The organism is Rhizobium sp. CG4, from assembly GCF_023701965.1.
Lineage (GTDB): Bacteria > Pseudomonadota > Alphaproteobacteria > Rhizobiales > Rhizobiaceae > Agrobacterium.
The window spans coordinates 119479-134581 of sequence record NZ_JABAEG010000010.1; the positions used below are offsets into that span (position 1 = coordinate 119479).

Annotated in this window: 20 protein-coding genes; 7 read left to right on the forward strand and 13 right to left on the reverse strand. The window is 56.4% G+C overall.

Features of this window, described 5'->3' with window-relative positions:
- Positions 1-9 precede the first annotated feature (9 nt).
- Positions 10-519, forward strand: a complete 510-nt coding sequence (locus HGO37_RS23335) for a hypothetical protein (protein ID WP_250985464.1) — start codon at positions 10-12, stop codon at positions 517-519.
- A 72-nt stretch (positions 520-591) separates the two neighbouring features.
- On the opposite strand, the gene HGO37_RS23340 is transcribed toward HGO37_RS23335, so the two are convergent.
- Together HGO37_RS23340 and HGO37_RS23345 are read right to left on the reverse strand one after the other, a co-directional pair.
- A complete protein-coding gene (locus HGO37_RS23340; protein ID WP_250985465.1) occupies positions 592-1287 on the reverse strand; it encodes an RES family NAD+ phosphorylase in 696 nt (231 codons plus the stop codon).
- The gene (locus tag HGO37_RS23345; RefSeq protein ID WP_250985466.1) at positions 1281-1694 is read right to left on the reverse strand and encodes an antitoxin Xre-like helix-turn-helix domain-containing protein; all 414 of its coding nucleotides are present in this window, start codon (positions 1692-1694) and stop codon (positions 1281-1283) included. Before HGO37_RS23345 ends, HGO37_RS23340 begins: the two co-directional genes overlap by 7 nt.
- Before the next feature lie 225 nt (positions 1695-1919).
- On the opposite strand from HGO37_RS23345, the gene HGO37_RS23350 reads away from it, so the two are divergent.
- Both HGO37_RS23350 and HGO37_RS23355 read left to right on the forward strand, forming a co-directional pair.
- Positions 1920-3017, forward strand: a complete 1098-nt coding sequence (locus tag HGO37_RS23350) for an acyltransferase family protein (RefSeq protein ID WP_250985467.1) — start codon at positions 1920-1922, stop codon at positions 3015-3017.
- On the forward strand, positions 3014-3325 hold the full coding sequence (locus HGO37_RS23355) for a hypothetical protein (RefSeq protein ID WP_250985468.1): 312 nt from the start codon (positions 3014-3016) through the stop codon (positions 3323-3325). The genes HGO37_RS23350 and HGO37_RS23355 overlap by 4 nt, the downstream gene beginning before the upstream one ends.
- 27 nt (positions 3326-3352) lie before the next feature.
- Here the strand turns inward: HGO37_RS23355 and HGO37_RS23360 are convergent, their stop codons facing one another.
- Entirely contained in the window at positions 3353-4285 is a 933-nt protein-coding gene (locus HGO37_RS23360; protein ID WP_250985469.1) for an alpha/beta hydrolase, read from the reverse strand.
- A 330-nt stretch (positions 4286-4615) separates the two neighbouring features.
- Between HGO37_RS23360 and HGO37_RS23365 the strand changes: the two genes are divergently transcribed.
- A complete protein-coding gene (locus tag HGO37_RS23365; protein WP_250985470.1) occupies positions 4616-5188 on the forward strand; it encodes a hypothetical protein in 573 nt (190 codons plus the stop codon).
- A gap of 79 nt (positions 5189-5267) precedes the next feature.
- Here HGO37_RS23365 and HGO37_RS23370 read toward each other — a convergent pair whose 3' ends face one another.
- Both HGO37_RS23370 and HGO37_RS23375 read right to left on the reverse strand, forming a co-directional pair.
- On the reverse strand, positions 5268-6437 hold the full coding sequence (locus tag HGO37_RS23370; protein WP_250985471.1) for an ATP-binding protein: 1170 nt from the start codon (positions 6435-6437) through the stop codon (positions 5268-5270).
- Positions 6434-7126 carry a response regulator gene (locus HGO37_RS23375; protein ID WP_250985472.1) on the reverse strand — a complete coding sequence of 231 codons (693 nt, stop codon included), beginning with the start codon at positions 7124-7126 and terminating at the stop codon, positions 6434-6436. The genes HGO37_RS23370 and HGO37_RS23375 overlap by 4 nt, the downstream gene beginning before the upstream one ends.
- 303 nt (positions 7127-7429) lie before the next feature.
- Between HGO37_RS23375 and HGO37_RS23380 the strand changes: the two genes are divergently transcribed.
- Together HGO37_RS23380 and HGO37_RS23385 are read left to right on the forward strand one after the other, a co-directional pair.
- Positions 7430-8206: a phosphatase PAP2 family protein gene (locus HGO37_RS23380; RefSeq protein WP_250985473.1), complete on the forward strand. Its 777-nt coding sequence runs from the start codon at positions 7430-7432 to the stop codon at positions 8204-8206.
- A gap of 50 nt (positions 8207-8256) precedes the next feature.
- Positions 8257-8496, forward strand: a complete 240-nt coding sequence (locus tag HGO37_RS23385; RefSeq protein ID WP_250985474.1) for a hypothetical protein — start codon at positions 8257-8259, stop codon at positions 8494-8496.
- Between the two features lie 12 nt (positions 8497-8508).
- Here the strand turns inward: HGO37_RS23385 and HGO37_RS23390 are convergent, their stop codons facing one another.
- A complete protein-coding gene (locus tag HGO37_RS23390) occupies positions 8509-9231 on the reverse strand; it encodes a class I SAM-dependent methyltransferase (protein ID WP_250985475.1) in 723 nt (240 codons plus the stop codon).
- Positions 9232-9307: 76 nt separating this feature from the next.
- Here HGO37_RS23390 and HGO37_RS23395 point away from each other — a divergent pair, with 76 nt between their 5' ends.
- A complete protein-coding gene (locus HGO37_RS23395; protein ID WP_250985476.1) occupies positions 9308-10123 on the forward strand; it encodes a helix-turn-helix transcriptional regulator in 816 nt (271 codons plus the stop codon).
- On the opposite strand, the gene HGO37_RS23400 is transcribed toward HGO37_RS23395, so the two are convergent.
- The 7 genes from HGO37_RS23400 to HGO37_RS23425 all read right to left on the reverse strand — a co-directional run bounded on the left by HGO37_RS23400 (position 10120) and on the right by HGO37_RS23425 (position 15097).
- Positions 10120-10638, reverse strand: coding sequence for a GNAT family N-acetyltransferase (locus HGO37_RS23400; protein WP_250985477.1), 519 nt, complete (start codon positions 10636-10638; stop codon positions 10120-10122). The two genes, HGO37_RS23395 and HGO37_RS23400, sit on opposite strands and share 4 nt — an antisense overlap.
- 66 nt (positions 10639-10704) lie before the next feature.
- Positions 10705-11028: a low molecular weight protein tyrosine phosphatase family protein gene (locus HGO37_RS23405; protein WP_250985510.1), complete on the reverse strand. Its 324-nt coding sequence runs from the start codon at positions 11026-11028 to the stop codon at positions 10705-10707.
- Positions 11029-11126: 98 nt separating this feature from the next.
- Positions 11127-11564 (reverse strand): YqaA family protein, encoded by a 438-nt coding sequence (locus HGO37_RS23410; RefSeq protein WP_250985478.1) that lies wholly within the window; start codon positions 11562-11564, stop codon positions 11127-11129.
- Positions 11557-11685, reverse strand: a complete 129-nt coding sequence (locus HGO37_RS26415; protein ID WP_285201140.1) for a hypothetical protein — start codon at positions 11683-11685, stop codon at positions 11557-11559. The genes HGO37_RS23410 and HGO37_RS26415 overlap by 8 nt, the downstream gene beginning before the upstream one ends.
- 2 nt (positions 11686-11687) lie before the next feature.
- Positions 11688-13469, reverse strand: coding sequence for a chloride channel protein (locus HGO37_RS23415; RefSeq protein ID WP_502941453.1), 1782 nt, complete (start codon positions 13467-13469; stop codon positions 11688-11690).
- 21 nt (positions 13470-13490) lie between these two features.
- The gene (locus HGO37_RS23420; RefSeq protein ID WP_250985479.1) at positions 13491-14315 is read right to left on the reverse strand and encodes an MBL fold metallo-hydrolase; all 825 of its coding nucleotides are present in this window, start codon (positions 14313-14315) and stop codon (positions 13491-13493) included.
- On the reverse strand, positions 14312-15097 hold the full coding sequence (locus HGO37_RS23425; RefSeq protein ID WP_250985480.1) for a TatD family hydrolase: 786 nt from the start codon (positions 15095-15097) through the stop codon (positions 14312-14314). The genes HGO37_RS23420 and HGO37_RS23425 overlap by 4 nt, the downstream gene beginning before the upstream one ends.
- Between the last annotated feature and the right edge of the window lie 6 nt (positions 15098-15103).

A 15103-nucleotide genomic window follows, 5' to 3' on the forward strand; every position in this document is an offset into this window, starting at 1 on the left:
TGGTGAAAGATGCCTGTATTTTTCTACAGCTTAGTCGTGTTGGCCACCTCAGTGACGGCCCTGCCACCAGACGCCGCGAATGAATGCATCGCTGAAAATGGCGACAACGCATTGTCGCAACAATCCTTCGGCGCATGGACGCTGTTTCACGCAAAATGTTCCTGCATGCTGTCTCTGCCGGGTTCCGGTGACAGCAGTTTTGACATGCTTGTGGTCAAGGCAACCGCCGACCAGAAGGCACCGCGTTTGTCTGTCATGGTCTCTGTGACACAGGAATTTCCCGATGATGTCGAATACTTTCCCGTCATCATAAACGACAAACCGATTGCGGCAGGAGCCCAGCCAAAGGGTGGCGTTTTCCTTGTGGAACTGGAGGGACATGTCGACTGGTTCAATGAGGTCGCCCAATCCGCCCAGTCCGGCACCATCAGCATCGGCCCCTATAGTTTCGGGTCCGACCAATCAGACAAAGCGGTTTCCGCGCTGCGCACCTGTTACACCGGGCTCGAAGGAAAGTAATAAACGTTCCAACGCATGGCATCTGTGAGCATGGGATACGAAACAGAGTTTGCCTCAGCGCACCCGCCCTGCTCAATCTACCTTCAGCACCGCGCCGGTGTCGTATTGGCGCACATAGTCCACGCGTTTGCCATTCCAGTGGTAACAATAATGCCGACCCTGATCGGGAATGCTAATCACGTCAGGCCAGAACACGCCGATGCAACGCCCGCCCGGCATGCGTACGCTGTCCCATAACAACCCGTCGCTGCCGGCGGTCCGCAGCCGCTTTCCCTCAACATGCGATGCACTGTAATCCGTGGGATGCAGCACACCAGGCACGGCGTTCACATCATCCAGTGTCCTGTCGATACGGCCCACCAGCACCCGGAAATCGGATGTCCAGCCGGGTGCCTGCTGGGTGGCGCGCATAAAATTCTGGTGGTGATGCACGGTTTCTGCCACCGCCACATCTTCCGTGCCGCCGGCATAATAAATGCCATAGCTGCCATCGCTGAACCGACCCGGCCGATCGGTGGAACAATGCAAAAAGGGTGCCATGACAAGGCTGGAGCCGGGGCCAGACACCCGCCTCTCGGCCGGCACCTTGCCCAGATCACCCACCTCGTAACGCACCCGTGGATTGGTCTTTTCCTCCACGGCCACCAGCGCCTCCCAGTCACGCGGGTCAGCAATGTCTTCAAACAGATGGATGGGGGGAAAGATAGACCGAATGATGCGGTAGGTCTGCGAACGCACATGGGCGCGAACGGCCAGGTGCCCTACCATGCGCTTCTCTCGGCATCGAGCCATTCGCGCATAACGGCCAGATCCGACAACTCGCCCTGCAGCATGATGTGCAGTGCCGACTTGCCCGCAAAGGCGGCGTTGGGCGCCTTGATCCACTCGTAACCGCGCGCCACATCCTTGAACAGATAACGCACTCCCTTGTGGATGCCCATCAAATGCGCCATCCGCATTCGTAGATCACGGTCTATGCGGCCGGGGCTGCCCTCTTTCCAGCGTGCCCAGGTGCGGGCGGAAAGCCCGCCCAGCAACGTGCAGGCCTGCGCATCCGTCAGCTTCCAGGCATTAAACAGGTTTACCGTGGTGCGTGCCAAAGCTCCGGCTTCCGCATCGCTGATGTCTGTTGAACTGGCATCGGCCAGCGTGGGCACAATTGGCTGTAACAACATGGCAACCTCACATTCTGGCGTATAAATAACATAGTTATGCCATTTGGCAAGGATGTTGGGGATAATCTATCTTGTCACAGCAGCGTGGGCCGCCATTTTTTAAAAGCCGCGTGTTCCGGCTAATTAACAATTGGCCTTTAATCTGGGTGTTACAGAAGACGAAACAGCATGAAAACACCCCTCTTCCGCCAAGCAGCGATGACGTGACCCTACGGTGAGCCGCAATTGATTTTCAGTAAAGACCCGAAGACAAATCGCCTCTTCGAGATTGAATGCTTGCGCGGCTTTGCAGCTCTTTATGTGGTTGTTTTCCATGTGTTGCGGCCAGAGGTCCAGGAATATTCCTACGTCCTGTCCATTCCCTTCCGCTTCGGGCAGGAGGCGGTCATTCTGTTTTTCTTGTTGTCAGGTTTTTCAATCAACTATTCCTGGTCGCAACGGCCAGAAAAGACTTTCCGCATTTTTGCCCGCGACCGGCTGGTCCGCATCATGCCGATCTTTCTGGTCGCACTGCTTGCCACCTATCTCTTTACCGCACTGGCAGCCCGTGAATGGGTCGACATCGACCTCGGCACCTTTATCGGCAATGCGCTGATGCTGCAGGACCGCCCTCGCCTTGGTACCATTGTTGAACCCTACATGGGCAATCAGGCGCTGTGGTCGCTGTCCTACGAAGTGGCCTTTTACCTGTTCTATTACATGCTGGTGCGCTTTACGCCGCCGGCACACAGAACCGTCGTTGTCGGCATCACCTCGGTGATATTTTTCCTGGGCATGCTGGCTTACCCCAATCAACTCAGCCGCTTTCTGGCCTACTTTTGCATCTGGTGGCTAGGTGCTGTCATGAGTGAAATCTACCTTGGCCGCGCGCAGGCAAAGGAGTTTTTCCTGGCGCTGCTACCGGTTGCTCTTGTGGCACTCTGCCTTGCCCTTTTGGCCTCCAACAGCGATGTCGAGATTGATATCGGTTCAAGTGTGCTGTTTCCGTTGCTGGAACTTCGCCACTTTGCGGGTGCCTTGGTCATTGCGCTTGCCATGTTTGTCTGGTCGCTCAACGGCTGGAAAGGCTTCCGGCCGCTATTTGCGCCATTTGCCTTGCTGGCACCGGTCTCTTACGCCGTTTACGTGCTGCATTTCCCAATCATGGCGGACATGCGTGAAAGCCTTGAACTCTCGCCCTGGCTGACCATTCCGGTGACCGCTCTCGTCACCCTGGTCTTCGCCATTCTGCTGGAAGGCCCATTCCAACGCGCCATCAACCGCGCAGTCAAAGCCCGCAAACAGAAGATCAGCCTCACCAGCGAAAGCCACCAGACGCCTTGAAAAAACAAAGCACGGATTTGTTAGAGCTTCCTGCCGGTTGGTTGTCGCCGTCCCCGGAATCTGCCCGGCAATTTGAGCAGGAACTGCAACGGGAGTTGTGCCCGCAGCACGTGCTTTACAATGTTCCCGCACAGGCAGTTGGACGAAAAGACCGGCGCGATGATTTCCTCTTCAAAATTCCGGACAATTGTTTTGCGCAGGTGCATCTGACATGGCGACAGGAAACAGACCCGTTTTGGCCCGCAACAGATTTGTTCTCATCCTTTGAAGCGTGGAAAACATCTCTTGATGATGAGGATTTTGATTAAGAACACCAAAGCCTTGTCAGTACAGTTTCAACGCACGGACAGAAGGTATTTCAGGCCTTGGGTGAAACCGCGCGGCGCAACGGTCAGGTGATCCTCATCTTCAAGCACAACTGATTTCAGTTGCAGGTTCGGATAGTGACGGCTTTTCAAAGCCGCTTCGAAAGCCTTGTTATCCGCCACCATATCCACCGACTGGTTGTAGCGTCTGTCGCCTTTTCGCAAGGCTTCGTAAGCGCCAACATAAAGATAGACCTTGGCGCTCAAGTCCTTGTTGTTTTTCGCGTACATCTCTTCCAGCTTCAAAGCATGACGTTTGTCATACCACAGCGACGGGCTACCGAGTACATAGCCGTTAAACAGGTCAGGCTGCGTCAACAAAATCTGCGCGCCCAGCAAAGACCCGTAGGAGTGTCCAAGGAAAAACGATGCAGCCGGGTCGGTCCGGTAACGGGTGGCGATGAACGGTTTGACCTGATCGGCCAGATAGTGCTGATAGGCTTTTCCTTCCCCATGAACTGCGCCTGCTGTTGCCGTGCTCGGACCTCTTGGGGTCGGGGTATAATCACGCTGACGACTGACTTTTCCATCCTCACCCTTGGCATAGGACAGGCCAACAAGGATAAACTCCTTGATCTGCGGCCCCTCGACGTTTAGGCGACGGCCGATCTGCCGGATAATGGGGAAAGCGTAATCAGCATCCGTGACATAAAGTACGGGATAGCGCCGGTTTGGCTGGGTGGCATAGGACGGCGGCAAAGCAACAAAGACCTGGTAACCGCGGCCGGAAACCGGATCAGGCACATCCCAGACCTCACTACCGATTATCTCATAGGCGCGCCCCTCACCCGCCTGCGCCTTTGGTGCTGACTGCGCATAAGTTTGCGTCGCGGTACCGGTACCGGTAACGCTGACGCCAGCCATCAGTGCCGCCAGCAGGATATTTTGAATATTATGTTGCACGCGCAAGTCTCCGCCCAAACAATGTCGATGCTGTCAGCCTCTACGGACGGATATGCGCGGCAATAAGACCAGAAGTCTGGTGACTGGATTTGTGCTTAACAAAAACAAAACCTGGGGTTGATGACGGTAACATATACTAAGCCGCCAAAATCTCAATTCGACGGCCGCTGCAACTGACGTAAAAAAGCCATTACTTCAGATTGTATATTCGCGAGACCTTTCACTAGCGGCGAATAACTGAATGGGATTTCAGACTGCGGCTTGAAAGGTTGCGTTTTTCTTGGGGGCTACGTGTTTTTCAAATCAATCAATACGGTGAGACGTCCTGTTATGACGCTCGCCCTTGCAGCCATGCTGTTTCCATCATGGGCAATGACCACAGCGACCCCGGCACATGCAGAGGACTTCAACCTCAAACGTGCCGGAATATTCATTCAAAAAAAAGACTGCCAAAAAGCTTGGGAAGTGCTGCGGGGCAAGATCAAGGCAGATCCGGAAAGTGCTTATGCATTTATCGGCTGGATATATGGCGACGGTTTTCTGGTCTATCCGCTGATGAACAGACAGGAAAACTACACAAGGCTTTTTCTTTCAACGACAATTGTTTCCGAGAGCCTAATAGAACCAGACTTCATGGGTTATACGGATGCGATCTTATATGAGGTTCTACCGAAACAATTCAAAGACGAATTCCGCCAATGTTATGAGCAGAAAAAGAATTGCCGGTCAGAGATGTTCGAAAAATTTTACGGAAGATCTGCCAAAGAAGATTTTGAAGGAATGCTCTTATTGATTAGCACACCAGGAAATTACGGCATCTGCCCTCCTGGGCGTACTGGAAAAAAGAAGGCGCCTGTCAAAACACTTTCCAGCATCATTGAAAACTGGAAATATTCTCGCTGATAAGCCAAGCAAGTCGTGAAAATCACCGCCGCACCGGGTTGGAGATGCGGCAGGGCTGCCATATGGTCAGCCTTGGCCTTCATCCCTCCGGGCGCAGATGAATGACCACCATCGCCCCGCCCTTTGGGCGGTTGCTGAATTCAAGATGGCCGCCATGCGCCGTTGCTATGGCCTGCACGACAGACAATCCAAGCCCGGTGCCGCCGGTTGCCCGTGAGCGTGATGGATCACCGCGCCAGAAAGGATTGACGGCCACCGCGTCCATATCTTCAGGAAAACCGGGGCCGCGATCGAGAACACGGATAACCACGCTGTCGTCGGGCAGACTTTCCGTCTCACAGCGCAGCCAGTGGCCACTTTCGGCATAACGGCTGGCATTGTTGAGGAGGGCCAGCACAGCCTGGCGCACCCGTGATGGGTCGGCTAAGATCATTGCCGGTTTCAGTGCGGTTTCAATCTCGAACGTGCGCTCCTCCAGCATCGGGCGGGCCGCTGCAACAACCGCCTCCACCACCTGCGCCACATCAAGCGGCTGGCGTTGCATCACCAGCTTATGGCCAATCGCCAGCGACAGGGTGCGCAAATCCTCGACAATTCGCCCCAGCCCCTCCACCTGCAGCAGAAGGTCGGAGATAATCTTCCGCTCCATCGGAAACACGCCGTCAATCATGCCCTGCAGCGCGCCCTGTAGAATGGTCAGCGGCGTGCGCAACTCATGGGCAATGGCCATATTGTTGAAACGCAAACGCTTTTCCATCGTATCAAGGCTGGTCGCCAGCGCATTGAACGTCTCGACAAGGCTTGAAACTTCCTGCGTATTGCTGGTGGAAACCGCAACCCGTGCTGAAAAGTCACCCGATTTCAGCGCTTCAGCCGCGACGGTCAGATCTTCCAGCGGCCGGGCGATGCGCCGCGCCAGATAGATGCCGATAATAGCGCAAACCAGCGCGGACAGCAGGCCACACACAAGGGCGGCAAGCTGAATTTGCAAATCGGTCTGCGCATCCTGGGCGTTCAGATGTTCAACAAGGATTTTGACGCCAGCACCATCGGGCACATCGCCTTCGGTCAATGCCTTATAGGCCACTGCGGCCTCTGGCGGCAGGTTGCTGTTGATGGTGTCATCCAGATAAGCCGAATACCGGTTGACCCCGACATAGGCCATGCCAACGCTGAGCAACAACATCGTTGCGATGACAATGGCTGTCAGCGTTGCAAGCGACAGATTTTTAAATCTCGGCAACCTCATAGCGGATCAGAAAACCGGTAGCCGATGCCGCGCACGGCGGAAAAGAAACCGGTTTGCCCCAACTCTTCCAGCTTGCGTCGAAGGTTTGAGATATGTGTATCGACGGTGCGCACCAGCGCGTCACTTTCCGGCAGGCAGGCATCAAGAATGTCGGCGCGGCCAAATGCCTGCGTCGGATGGCGGATCATATGCGCCAGAATGCGAAATTCACTCAACGTCAGTGTCAGGGCAATACGCTGCCCATCCTTGTTGACGAAAACCGAATAACTGCCGAAATCCACTTCAATCGCCCGAAACCGTCGTATTGTGTCCTTTCGCTCCCCCAGTGTCCGGCGCAACACCGCCCTCACCCGCGCCACAACCTCCTGCGGGTTGAACGGCTTTACCACATAGTCATCGGCGCCCAGATGCAGGCCGCTCAACCGGTCCAGATCATCGGCCAGTGCAGTGACCATGATGACAGGTGTCGAACTGGTCTGGCGAAGGCGCGCCAGCACACCCAGACCATCCAGCTTGGGAATGCGCACATCCAGAAGCACAAGGTCCGGCTTTAGAATGGCATGGTGCTGCAGGGCGGTTTCACCATCGGCGGCATGCACGGTGCGAAAGCCGTCGCGCTGCAGATATCCTTCAAGGATCATTGCAATTGCCGGCTCATCCTCAACGATGAGAACAAGATTATTATCCACTTTTGTCCCTGGCTATCATTTAGGTCTTACATTTGGCCGTCAAAGCCGCCGCGACTATGGGAAATAAACCGCCCTCACGCAATTCCAAACAATCTCTTGATCGTCGGAAAACCCAATCTGAACAGGCCCTTGATCGTGTCTTGGCCGTTTCTTGACAATTGAATTTCAAATTCCGGCCACACACGGGCACCTGGCGTCACTCAATGGCGCAAGGCTGCACCATATCGTCGAACTTACGCATCAGGCCGGCGGAAAATCTCACAGCATTTTCCGGTCTGTGCCGTGGCCTCAGGAATGACCAGCATGTCAAAAACCGCATGGGACTATCTGTCCAGCGCGTCCCTTCAAAAACACCAGCCGACCACACAGACAGGTACGGAAAGGGCCATCAGCCTGCTTGGCACAGCCATTGTGTTGACCAGCTTTTTCTTCGTGGTTTTTCCCATGGTGGACCTTGCGGCATCACGCTGGTTTGCGCGCGGCTCGGTGTTTGTTCTGGCAGAGCAACCCTTCCTGAAAGGCGTGCGAAACGTCAGCCGTGGCAGCGTCTATTACATCATCGGGGCTATGCTGCTGCTCCTTGGCCTCAACCTGGCTTTGCCGCGCAAATACCGGTTCTGCCAGTTGCACAAACCTCTGTTTGTGCTGCTCAGCTTTGCCGCGGGGCCGGTCATCATTGTCGAGACATTAAAGGCCGTGATCGGCCGCGCCCGGCCCCGCCACCTCCTGGAATTTGGCGGTAGTGCAGATTTTACCCCGGTCTGGCAGTTTGCCGCCACCTGCGCCCGCAACTGCTCCTTCCCCTCAGGCGAGGCATCGGGCGCAGCAGCCGCTCTTTCACTTCTGGTGTTTATCCCTGAGAGATTGCGCAGCATCGCCGCGCTCGTTCTCACGCCTTTCCTTGCGGTCATTGCGCTTAATCGCGTGCTGTTTGGCGCCCACTTCCTGTCTGATGTCATGCTTGGCTGGCTGCTGACCTGGTTTGCCATGGTTCTGATCTGGCGCTGGTTGTTACCACAGCAACAAAGCATCGATGCGTTTTTGACCCGGGCACGGGTTGTACCAGCCCGGCGCAGATAGCCCCGCAGCACCTTCCTCCCCAATCAACAACCACATCGAAAGACAAATCCGTGAGCACACTTCTTATCGAAAAATATGTCGATGGCATCTGCGTGGAAAAACTGCAGCTGCCCGTCACACCGCTGCAATTGCTGGCAAAACTTCTGCCGTCAAAGGCGCGACGCGACATGCTGCGCCATGGTCTCGACATCGACGCGCTGCTGAACGACCCGCCAACCACGTTCACCGAACAATGGCTTGATGTTGAGGAAAAGAAGGTGGCAAAGCGCATCCGCATTTCCCGCCAGTAACCGCCCTGGCAATCAGGGCATCTGGCGACGCCTTGAAATCCACGCACCCCAGAACAGGCTGGCAAAAAACTGCGTGGGTTGTTCAAATCCGTTTTGTGTAAACAGCGTATCGACCGCCTCTTGCGAGACCGGCGGTTCGGCACCTTGCAATATCCGGTCCATCTTTGCCCTGATCTCGTCCGGCTGCGCGCCGGACATTTTCCACCGTCGCGCCCATGCCGCCATGAACAGCGGCTGAGACTGGTAGGCCCGATAATTTCCCGCCACCACAAGCGGTGCACCATCTTTCAGGTGGGCTGCCAGCTGGCGCATGATGTCACGCTTGGCGGCATCACCGGGCAGGTGGTGCAAAACCCCAATCATCATGGCGGCATCAAACACCGCATCTCCGTCCACACACGAAAGGTCACCGGCTATGCAGGTAACCCGCGCCGCCAGCCCGGCATTGGCAATGTTTTCCTGCGCCGCGTCCAGCATCGGTGCGGACGGATCGACAGCCACAAACGACCAGTCAGGTTCCAGTCCCGCAAGGGCGATGATTTCGCCAGCCGTGCCACCTGCCCCAACCACCAGAATGCGGGCCTGACTGACATCGGCGAGAGAGGCCGACACCATGCAGGCAGACAGTTCATGGCAGGCATCGTAACCGGCAAGCGCAATCCGGCTTTGGTGCGCATATTCCTCTGCGCGTGACTGATCAAATTTGGTGACAGAGTTTGCGGGTGTGTCTGACATGACGGCAGTCCATTTTATGGCATGAGTGCGTTATCATCAGTTTACCTCAATGCCGATCAAGCCTATGGCTAATTGCATGATCGAACGTTCAAATCCGAACCAAAAGCATGACCGGCTGGCAGCCTTCCTGCGCACCTATGGCCTTCAGGCCCATCACGCTGAACAGCCAGACAGCGCCAATCTGCTCATTCTGGATGCGGATGGCGCAGGCGCGCCAACCCACCTGCTTTATATGCCGCGCAGCGCCGGGACGCCTCTGCCGGACACCACGCTGCTGACCGCCGCTGTCATCGATTTCAACGGCATCATCAATCCGTTGATCAACACCCTGCCCGACACATTGTCGTTTGACCTTTCACAGGAGCCACATTTGCGCGGGCTGTCAGACCTCATCGTCACAGAAAGCCTTGAACGGCGCTGTGGTGGCGGCACGATCTTTGCCCGGCTGTGCGAAGTGGTCGTGGTTCTGGCCATTCGCAAGGCCATTGCCGCAGGCACCGTCAATGCCGGTTTGCTGGCCGGCCTTGCGCATGCTGAGCTGCATGTCAGCCTGACTGCCATGCATGAAGACCCGGCACGCGACTGGCAGATCAGTGAACTGGCGGAACGTGCGGGCATGAAACGCAGCACCTTCATCGCAACCTTCAAACATGTGGTCGGCCAACCACCAGCCGCTTATCTCACGCAGTGGCGGCTGTCGCTGGCACGCGCGCAACTGCGTTCAGGCCGCAGTGTCAAATCCGTTGCCGCAGACGTTGGTTTCGGCAGTGCAGCTGCGTTTTCACGGGCATTTTCCCGTGCCTACGGCTACGCGCCGCGGTTTGAAACAGACATCATAGAATACGCAGATGGCCGGAAAGGGCCAGCCACTCTGAACACACACCGGGCTTAAATGGCCTCCCATTCGGCTCGCAACATGCCCATGATAGCGGTGTCCCAGCGCTCGTCGCCCACCTGAACAGACGAGCGCCGCACCCCCTCCGGCACAAAACCCACCTTCGCATAGGTACGCATGGCCGGCGTATTCCAGGTATAGACGTTCAACTCTACCCGTTCGATTTCAAGGTACGAAAAAGCCCGTTCGAGAACCGCTTGCAGCAACGGCCCGGCAAGTCCCTTGCCGCGATGATCCGGCGCAATGATCACCCGCCCGATGCGGGCAACGCCATGCCGCCAATCCATGGCCAACTGAATATGCCCGGCCAGTGCCTGATCAACATCAACCGCCATCCAGCACAGGCGTTTGGGCGGCGTGCCAGAAGCTTCCGCCCGCATCTGCTCCAACTGCTCGTCACTGACAGGAAAGGTCAGGTCGGGCCCGCCCCACTGCACAAGCTCTCGCTCGCTGGAAAGCCAGCTACGCAACATGGGAAAGTGCGCAGGCTCAAAATCAATCAGTGTCATCATGTCCGCATTCACAGGTCATTTTCCGTTTTGCCACGCCGCGCCCGCTGGTGCCGGGTCCACCAGCTGTCACGGCAGATAACGCGGAACTCGCGCTTGAAGTATTTTCACCAGTTCAGGGTCCATGAACTCGTAATCGTCTGGGATATCAAGACAAATAAGCCGTTTGCCGAGCAGGAACTTTTTGTACTTTTGCTGAACTTTGTTCCGGTGCGCCTTTTCCATGACGAAGATGATATCCGCCCACTCGATCTGTTCACCATCGAGCGGATTAAAAGCGTCATTATTGGTTCCGGCAGACGAAACCTCAAGATTGTCCCATCGTGCGAACACCTGTTCGGCAGTGGGGCTGCGCAGTTTGTTTTGACTGCAGATAAATAATACGCGTTTGATTTTCGGCCTCGTTGATCCAGCAAGCACTGCTACTTTGTAGCAATGAAATCCTCACAATTGCAACGTGAGGTTTCGGCGTGACCGATCTCTCGAAACACTCACATCATGCTCAACGTCGCACTTGCCAGCACCACATAGCGGCCAACCTTGGCGATGCTCACGAGCAGAAGAAACACCGGAAAAGGTTCGCGCATCACGCCGGCAACAACGGTCAAGGGGTCGCCGATAATGGGTGCCCAGCTGAGCAGCAGTGACCATTTGCCGTAACGCTGGTACCAGCCCTGCGCGCGCTGCAGTGATGCCTGCTTGACCGGAAACCATGGCCGGTTGCGGAAGCGTTCGATGCCGCGCCCCAGCAGCCAGTTGACGACCGAGCCGAGCACATTGCCGACGCTTGCGACTGCCACCAATATCCACACGGCATAATGGCCGGTATAGATCAGCCCCACCAGTACCGCTTCCGATTGGGCGGGCAAAATGGTGGCGGCCACAAAGGCGGCCATAAACAAGCCCGAGAGGGCAGCAAGTTCAGTCATCAGTGGTGGGACCATTCCATGTGGTGGCTGTCGATGATGAAGGTATGGCGGTGGCGATAGACCCTGCCCGTCCCTGTGCGAAATGAAGGCGCGGGTAAATCGCGTCGGAATCGTCAAACATGGTCAAAGCTCGCCCGATGCCTCGCGGCGGCGCTGTTCCAACTCTTCACTGTAACGGCGCAGCGTGTGGCTTTCAGTCAACAGGCCAACCGGCCGGTTCTCGATCTTGTCATTGACGACAACCAGCGCTTCACTTTCCGCTGCATCGAAGGCCGCTGCCGCCTGCCGTGCATTCATGGTCGGCAGCAGAATGTCATTCTTGTAATGCAGGTAGGTTCCAAGGTTTATGGTTTCCGGATCACGGTCCATCGGGTCTGCATAGATTTCCGGCAACAGAACCATGCCGGCATAACGCCCATCATCATCGGTCATCACAACGCGCTGGCTGGAACCCAGCGGAAACTTTTCCTTGAAGTCGGCAAGTCCCATGCTGACATTGGCCTTGCGAATGTCGGCACGCATCATGCGGCCCACCGTCAGGTCACGGATCCAGCCAATATCGTGGGCGCTGCGAATGCTTTCACCGCGCAGATGAAAACGCCATGTGGCGAAGGAGTAACCGAATGTGGTGCGCACCACCAGCGATGTGGTGACAACGGCTGCCAGCACCAGCACGGAAATCTGGAAGTCTCCAGTCAGTTCCAGCGCCAGAAAGGTCATGGTCAGTGGCCCGCCAATAATGGCGGCGGCAAAGGCGCTCATGCCGATAACAGCGTAAACGATGGGCGCGGTTTGGCCGTAACCGATGAAGGGCACGATAATGGCAAAAATCTTGCCCAGCAGCGCGCCCATGAACAGTGATGCGAAGAACAGGCCACCACGGAAGTTGGAGCCGATGGAAATCGCGCTGGCGGCGGCTTTCAGCAGGAACAGACCGGCCAGCATGTAAATTGGCAGGTCGGCATCGATGTTGAGATGCAGCGCCCCATGGCCGCTGGACAGAACCTGTGGTGAGATCAGTGCAAGTGCGCCGACCACAGCGCCGCCCAGCGTCGGGCGCAACCAGGTGGGAATAGCGCTTTTGCGCGCCGTTTCCTCGATGAAGGACACCGCCTGCATGAGCACGATACCGATCGCCGCGCAGATAATGCCAAGAATGATGGCCGGCACATAATCCGGTGCCGTCACGCGGCTTGCATCAAACAGGTCGATTGTCAGGCCGTGGCCACCAATAAAACCGATTACGATGGTCGCAACCAGCGCCGAGACGATCAGCGGTGCCAGCGTGACAATCGTATAGGTGCCGATGATCAGTTCAATGGCATAAAACGCCCCGGTCAGTGGCGCGTTGAAGGCGGCGGCAATGGCACCGGCGGCCCCGCAGCCAACCAGAATACGCATGTCGCCGCGCCGCAGTTTCAGCTTGGTGCCAAGCTTCGAGGCAACACCACTGGCAATCTGCGTGTAACCGGCCTCAAGGCCAACCGATGCGCCAAAACCGTTGGACACGATATTTTGCAGGCAAACGAGAATACTGTCGGTCAGGGAAATACGCCCACCATGCAGCGCGTTGGCCTCAATGGGGTCAATCATCGGTTTTTTGCGGGTTTTCGACAGAATGAAAATGATCAGGCCAAGCACCGCGCCACCGGCCATGGGCCCGACAAAAACAACCCAGCCCGAAAGAGTGCTGCTGCTTAACCGCTCAACCCCGAATACAAGCACATGCAGCGCCGTGCTCATCGCGCCAATCAGCCAGACAAGAAGACCGGCGGCAATGCCGATGATGACAGCCAAGGCCACAAGCCCAAGTTCGCCACGCCGGAACATGGCGCGCAACCGGCTGGCGCGCACATTGTCGAAAAAGCTTGCCATATTGGGAGCACGGAAAGGCTTGGTCGACATGGTAGTCCTTCACAGGCAGTATCAGGGAGCTTTGACTTCGACCTCAAAACGCATCTGGTCGTAGGCCGGTTCAACATGATCAGGCGTTTCGCGCATCACGGTATCGTAATCCAGCGGCGTATGCATGTGCGTCAGCACTGCACGTTTTGGCAACAGCGTATTGATGCATTCCAGCGCCTGCGACAGGGACAGGTGGCTGGGGTGCGGCTGGTATTGCAACGCATCGATAACAAGCACATCAAGCCCCTGCAACTGCGCGAGACTTTGCGTAGGAAAACGGCTGACATCTGTGCAATAGGCCACATCACCCATGCGAAAACCCAGCGAAAAAATATCGCCATGGTGTTGCAGATGCGGGGTAAAATCGATTGGCCCACCCTCGCCCGTAATCACGAATGTACCGGCCTTTGGGTCAATGATATTAGCATCGATGATCGCGGGGTAATTGCTGCCCACCGGTGTCTTCAGGCAATAAGCGAAACCGTCGCGAATGCGGTCCAGGGTCGCCTGGTCGGCATAGATGGGAATACGCTGTCGCTGCAGCGCCCAGTAGACCCGCAGGTCATCAATGCCGTGCAGATGGTCGGCATGGGCATGGGTGTAGATAACGGCGTCGATATGGTCGACACCGGCGCTGATCATCTGATGGCGAAAATCAGGCCCGGTATCGACAACGACTGAGGTCTTGCCGCCATCAGGCGCAAACTGCTCCACCATGAAGGCGGACCGGCTGCGCCGGTTTTTCGGATTATCAGGGTCGCAGGCGCCCCAGTCACCGTTGATGCGCGGCACACCGGGGGACGATGCGCAGCCTAGAACTGTAAAGCGTCTTTTATAGACGCTCATCCCAGCCTCGGCATTTTTGAAAAGCACCGGAATGCATTTTCGGTGGTGATGCGCGCCATCTCGGCGTAGCTCATGCCATGCACCTCGGCCAGAACCTCGGCGGTGTTGACGACATAGGACGGTTCGTTGCGTTTGCCGCGCCAGCGTTTCGGCGCCAGATAAGGCGCGTCGGTTTCCACCAGCAGGCGGTCGAGCGGCACGGTTGCGGCAATGTCCCTGATGTCCTGCGACTTCGGGAAAGTCAAAATGCCGGAGAACGACACATAACCACCAAGCTCCGCACCGGTCTTTGCCAGTTCAGGCCCGGCCGAGAAACAATGCAGGATAAACGGAAAGGCACCCTTGGCACTTTCGTCTTTCAAAATGGCTGCCATGTCATCATCGGCACTGCGGCTGTGAATGACCAGCGGCAGGCCGGTGACCCGTGCTGCCTCGATATGGCGCAGCAGTCCGGTTTTCTGGTCTTCAGGCTTTTGCGTGTCGTAGAAATAGTCCAGACCCGCCTCGCCAATCGCCACGATCTTGTCATGGCTGTTGGCGATCTTGATGAGCTCCTCGGCAGTTATGTCGAGTTCTTCATCTGCATTGTTAGGATGGGTACCCACCGAGCAGAACACTGACGGGTACTTTTCCGTGATTTTCAACAACTCAGGCAAACGCCGCACACGGGTTGAAATCGTCACCATCTGCTTGACGCCGGCCGCGTGCGCGCGCGCGATGATGTCATCGCGCTCCGCTTCGAAATCCGGAAAATCCAGATGGCAATGGGTATCGATCAGCATCTGTTA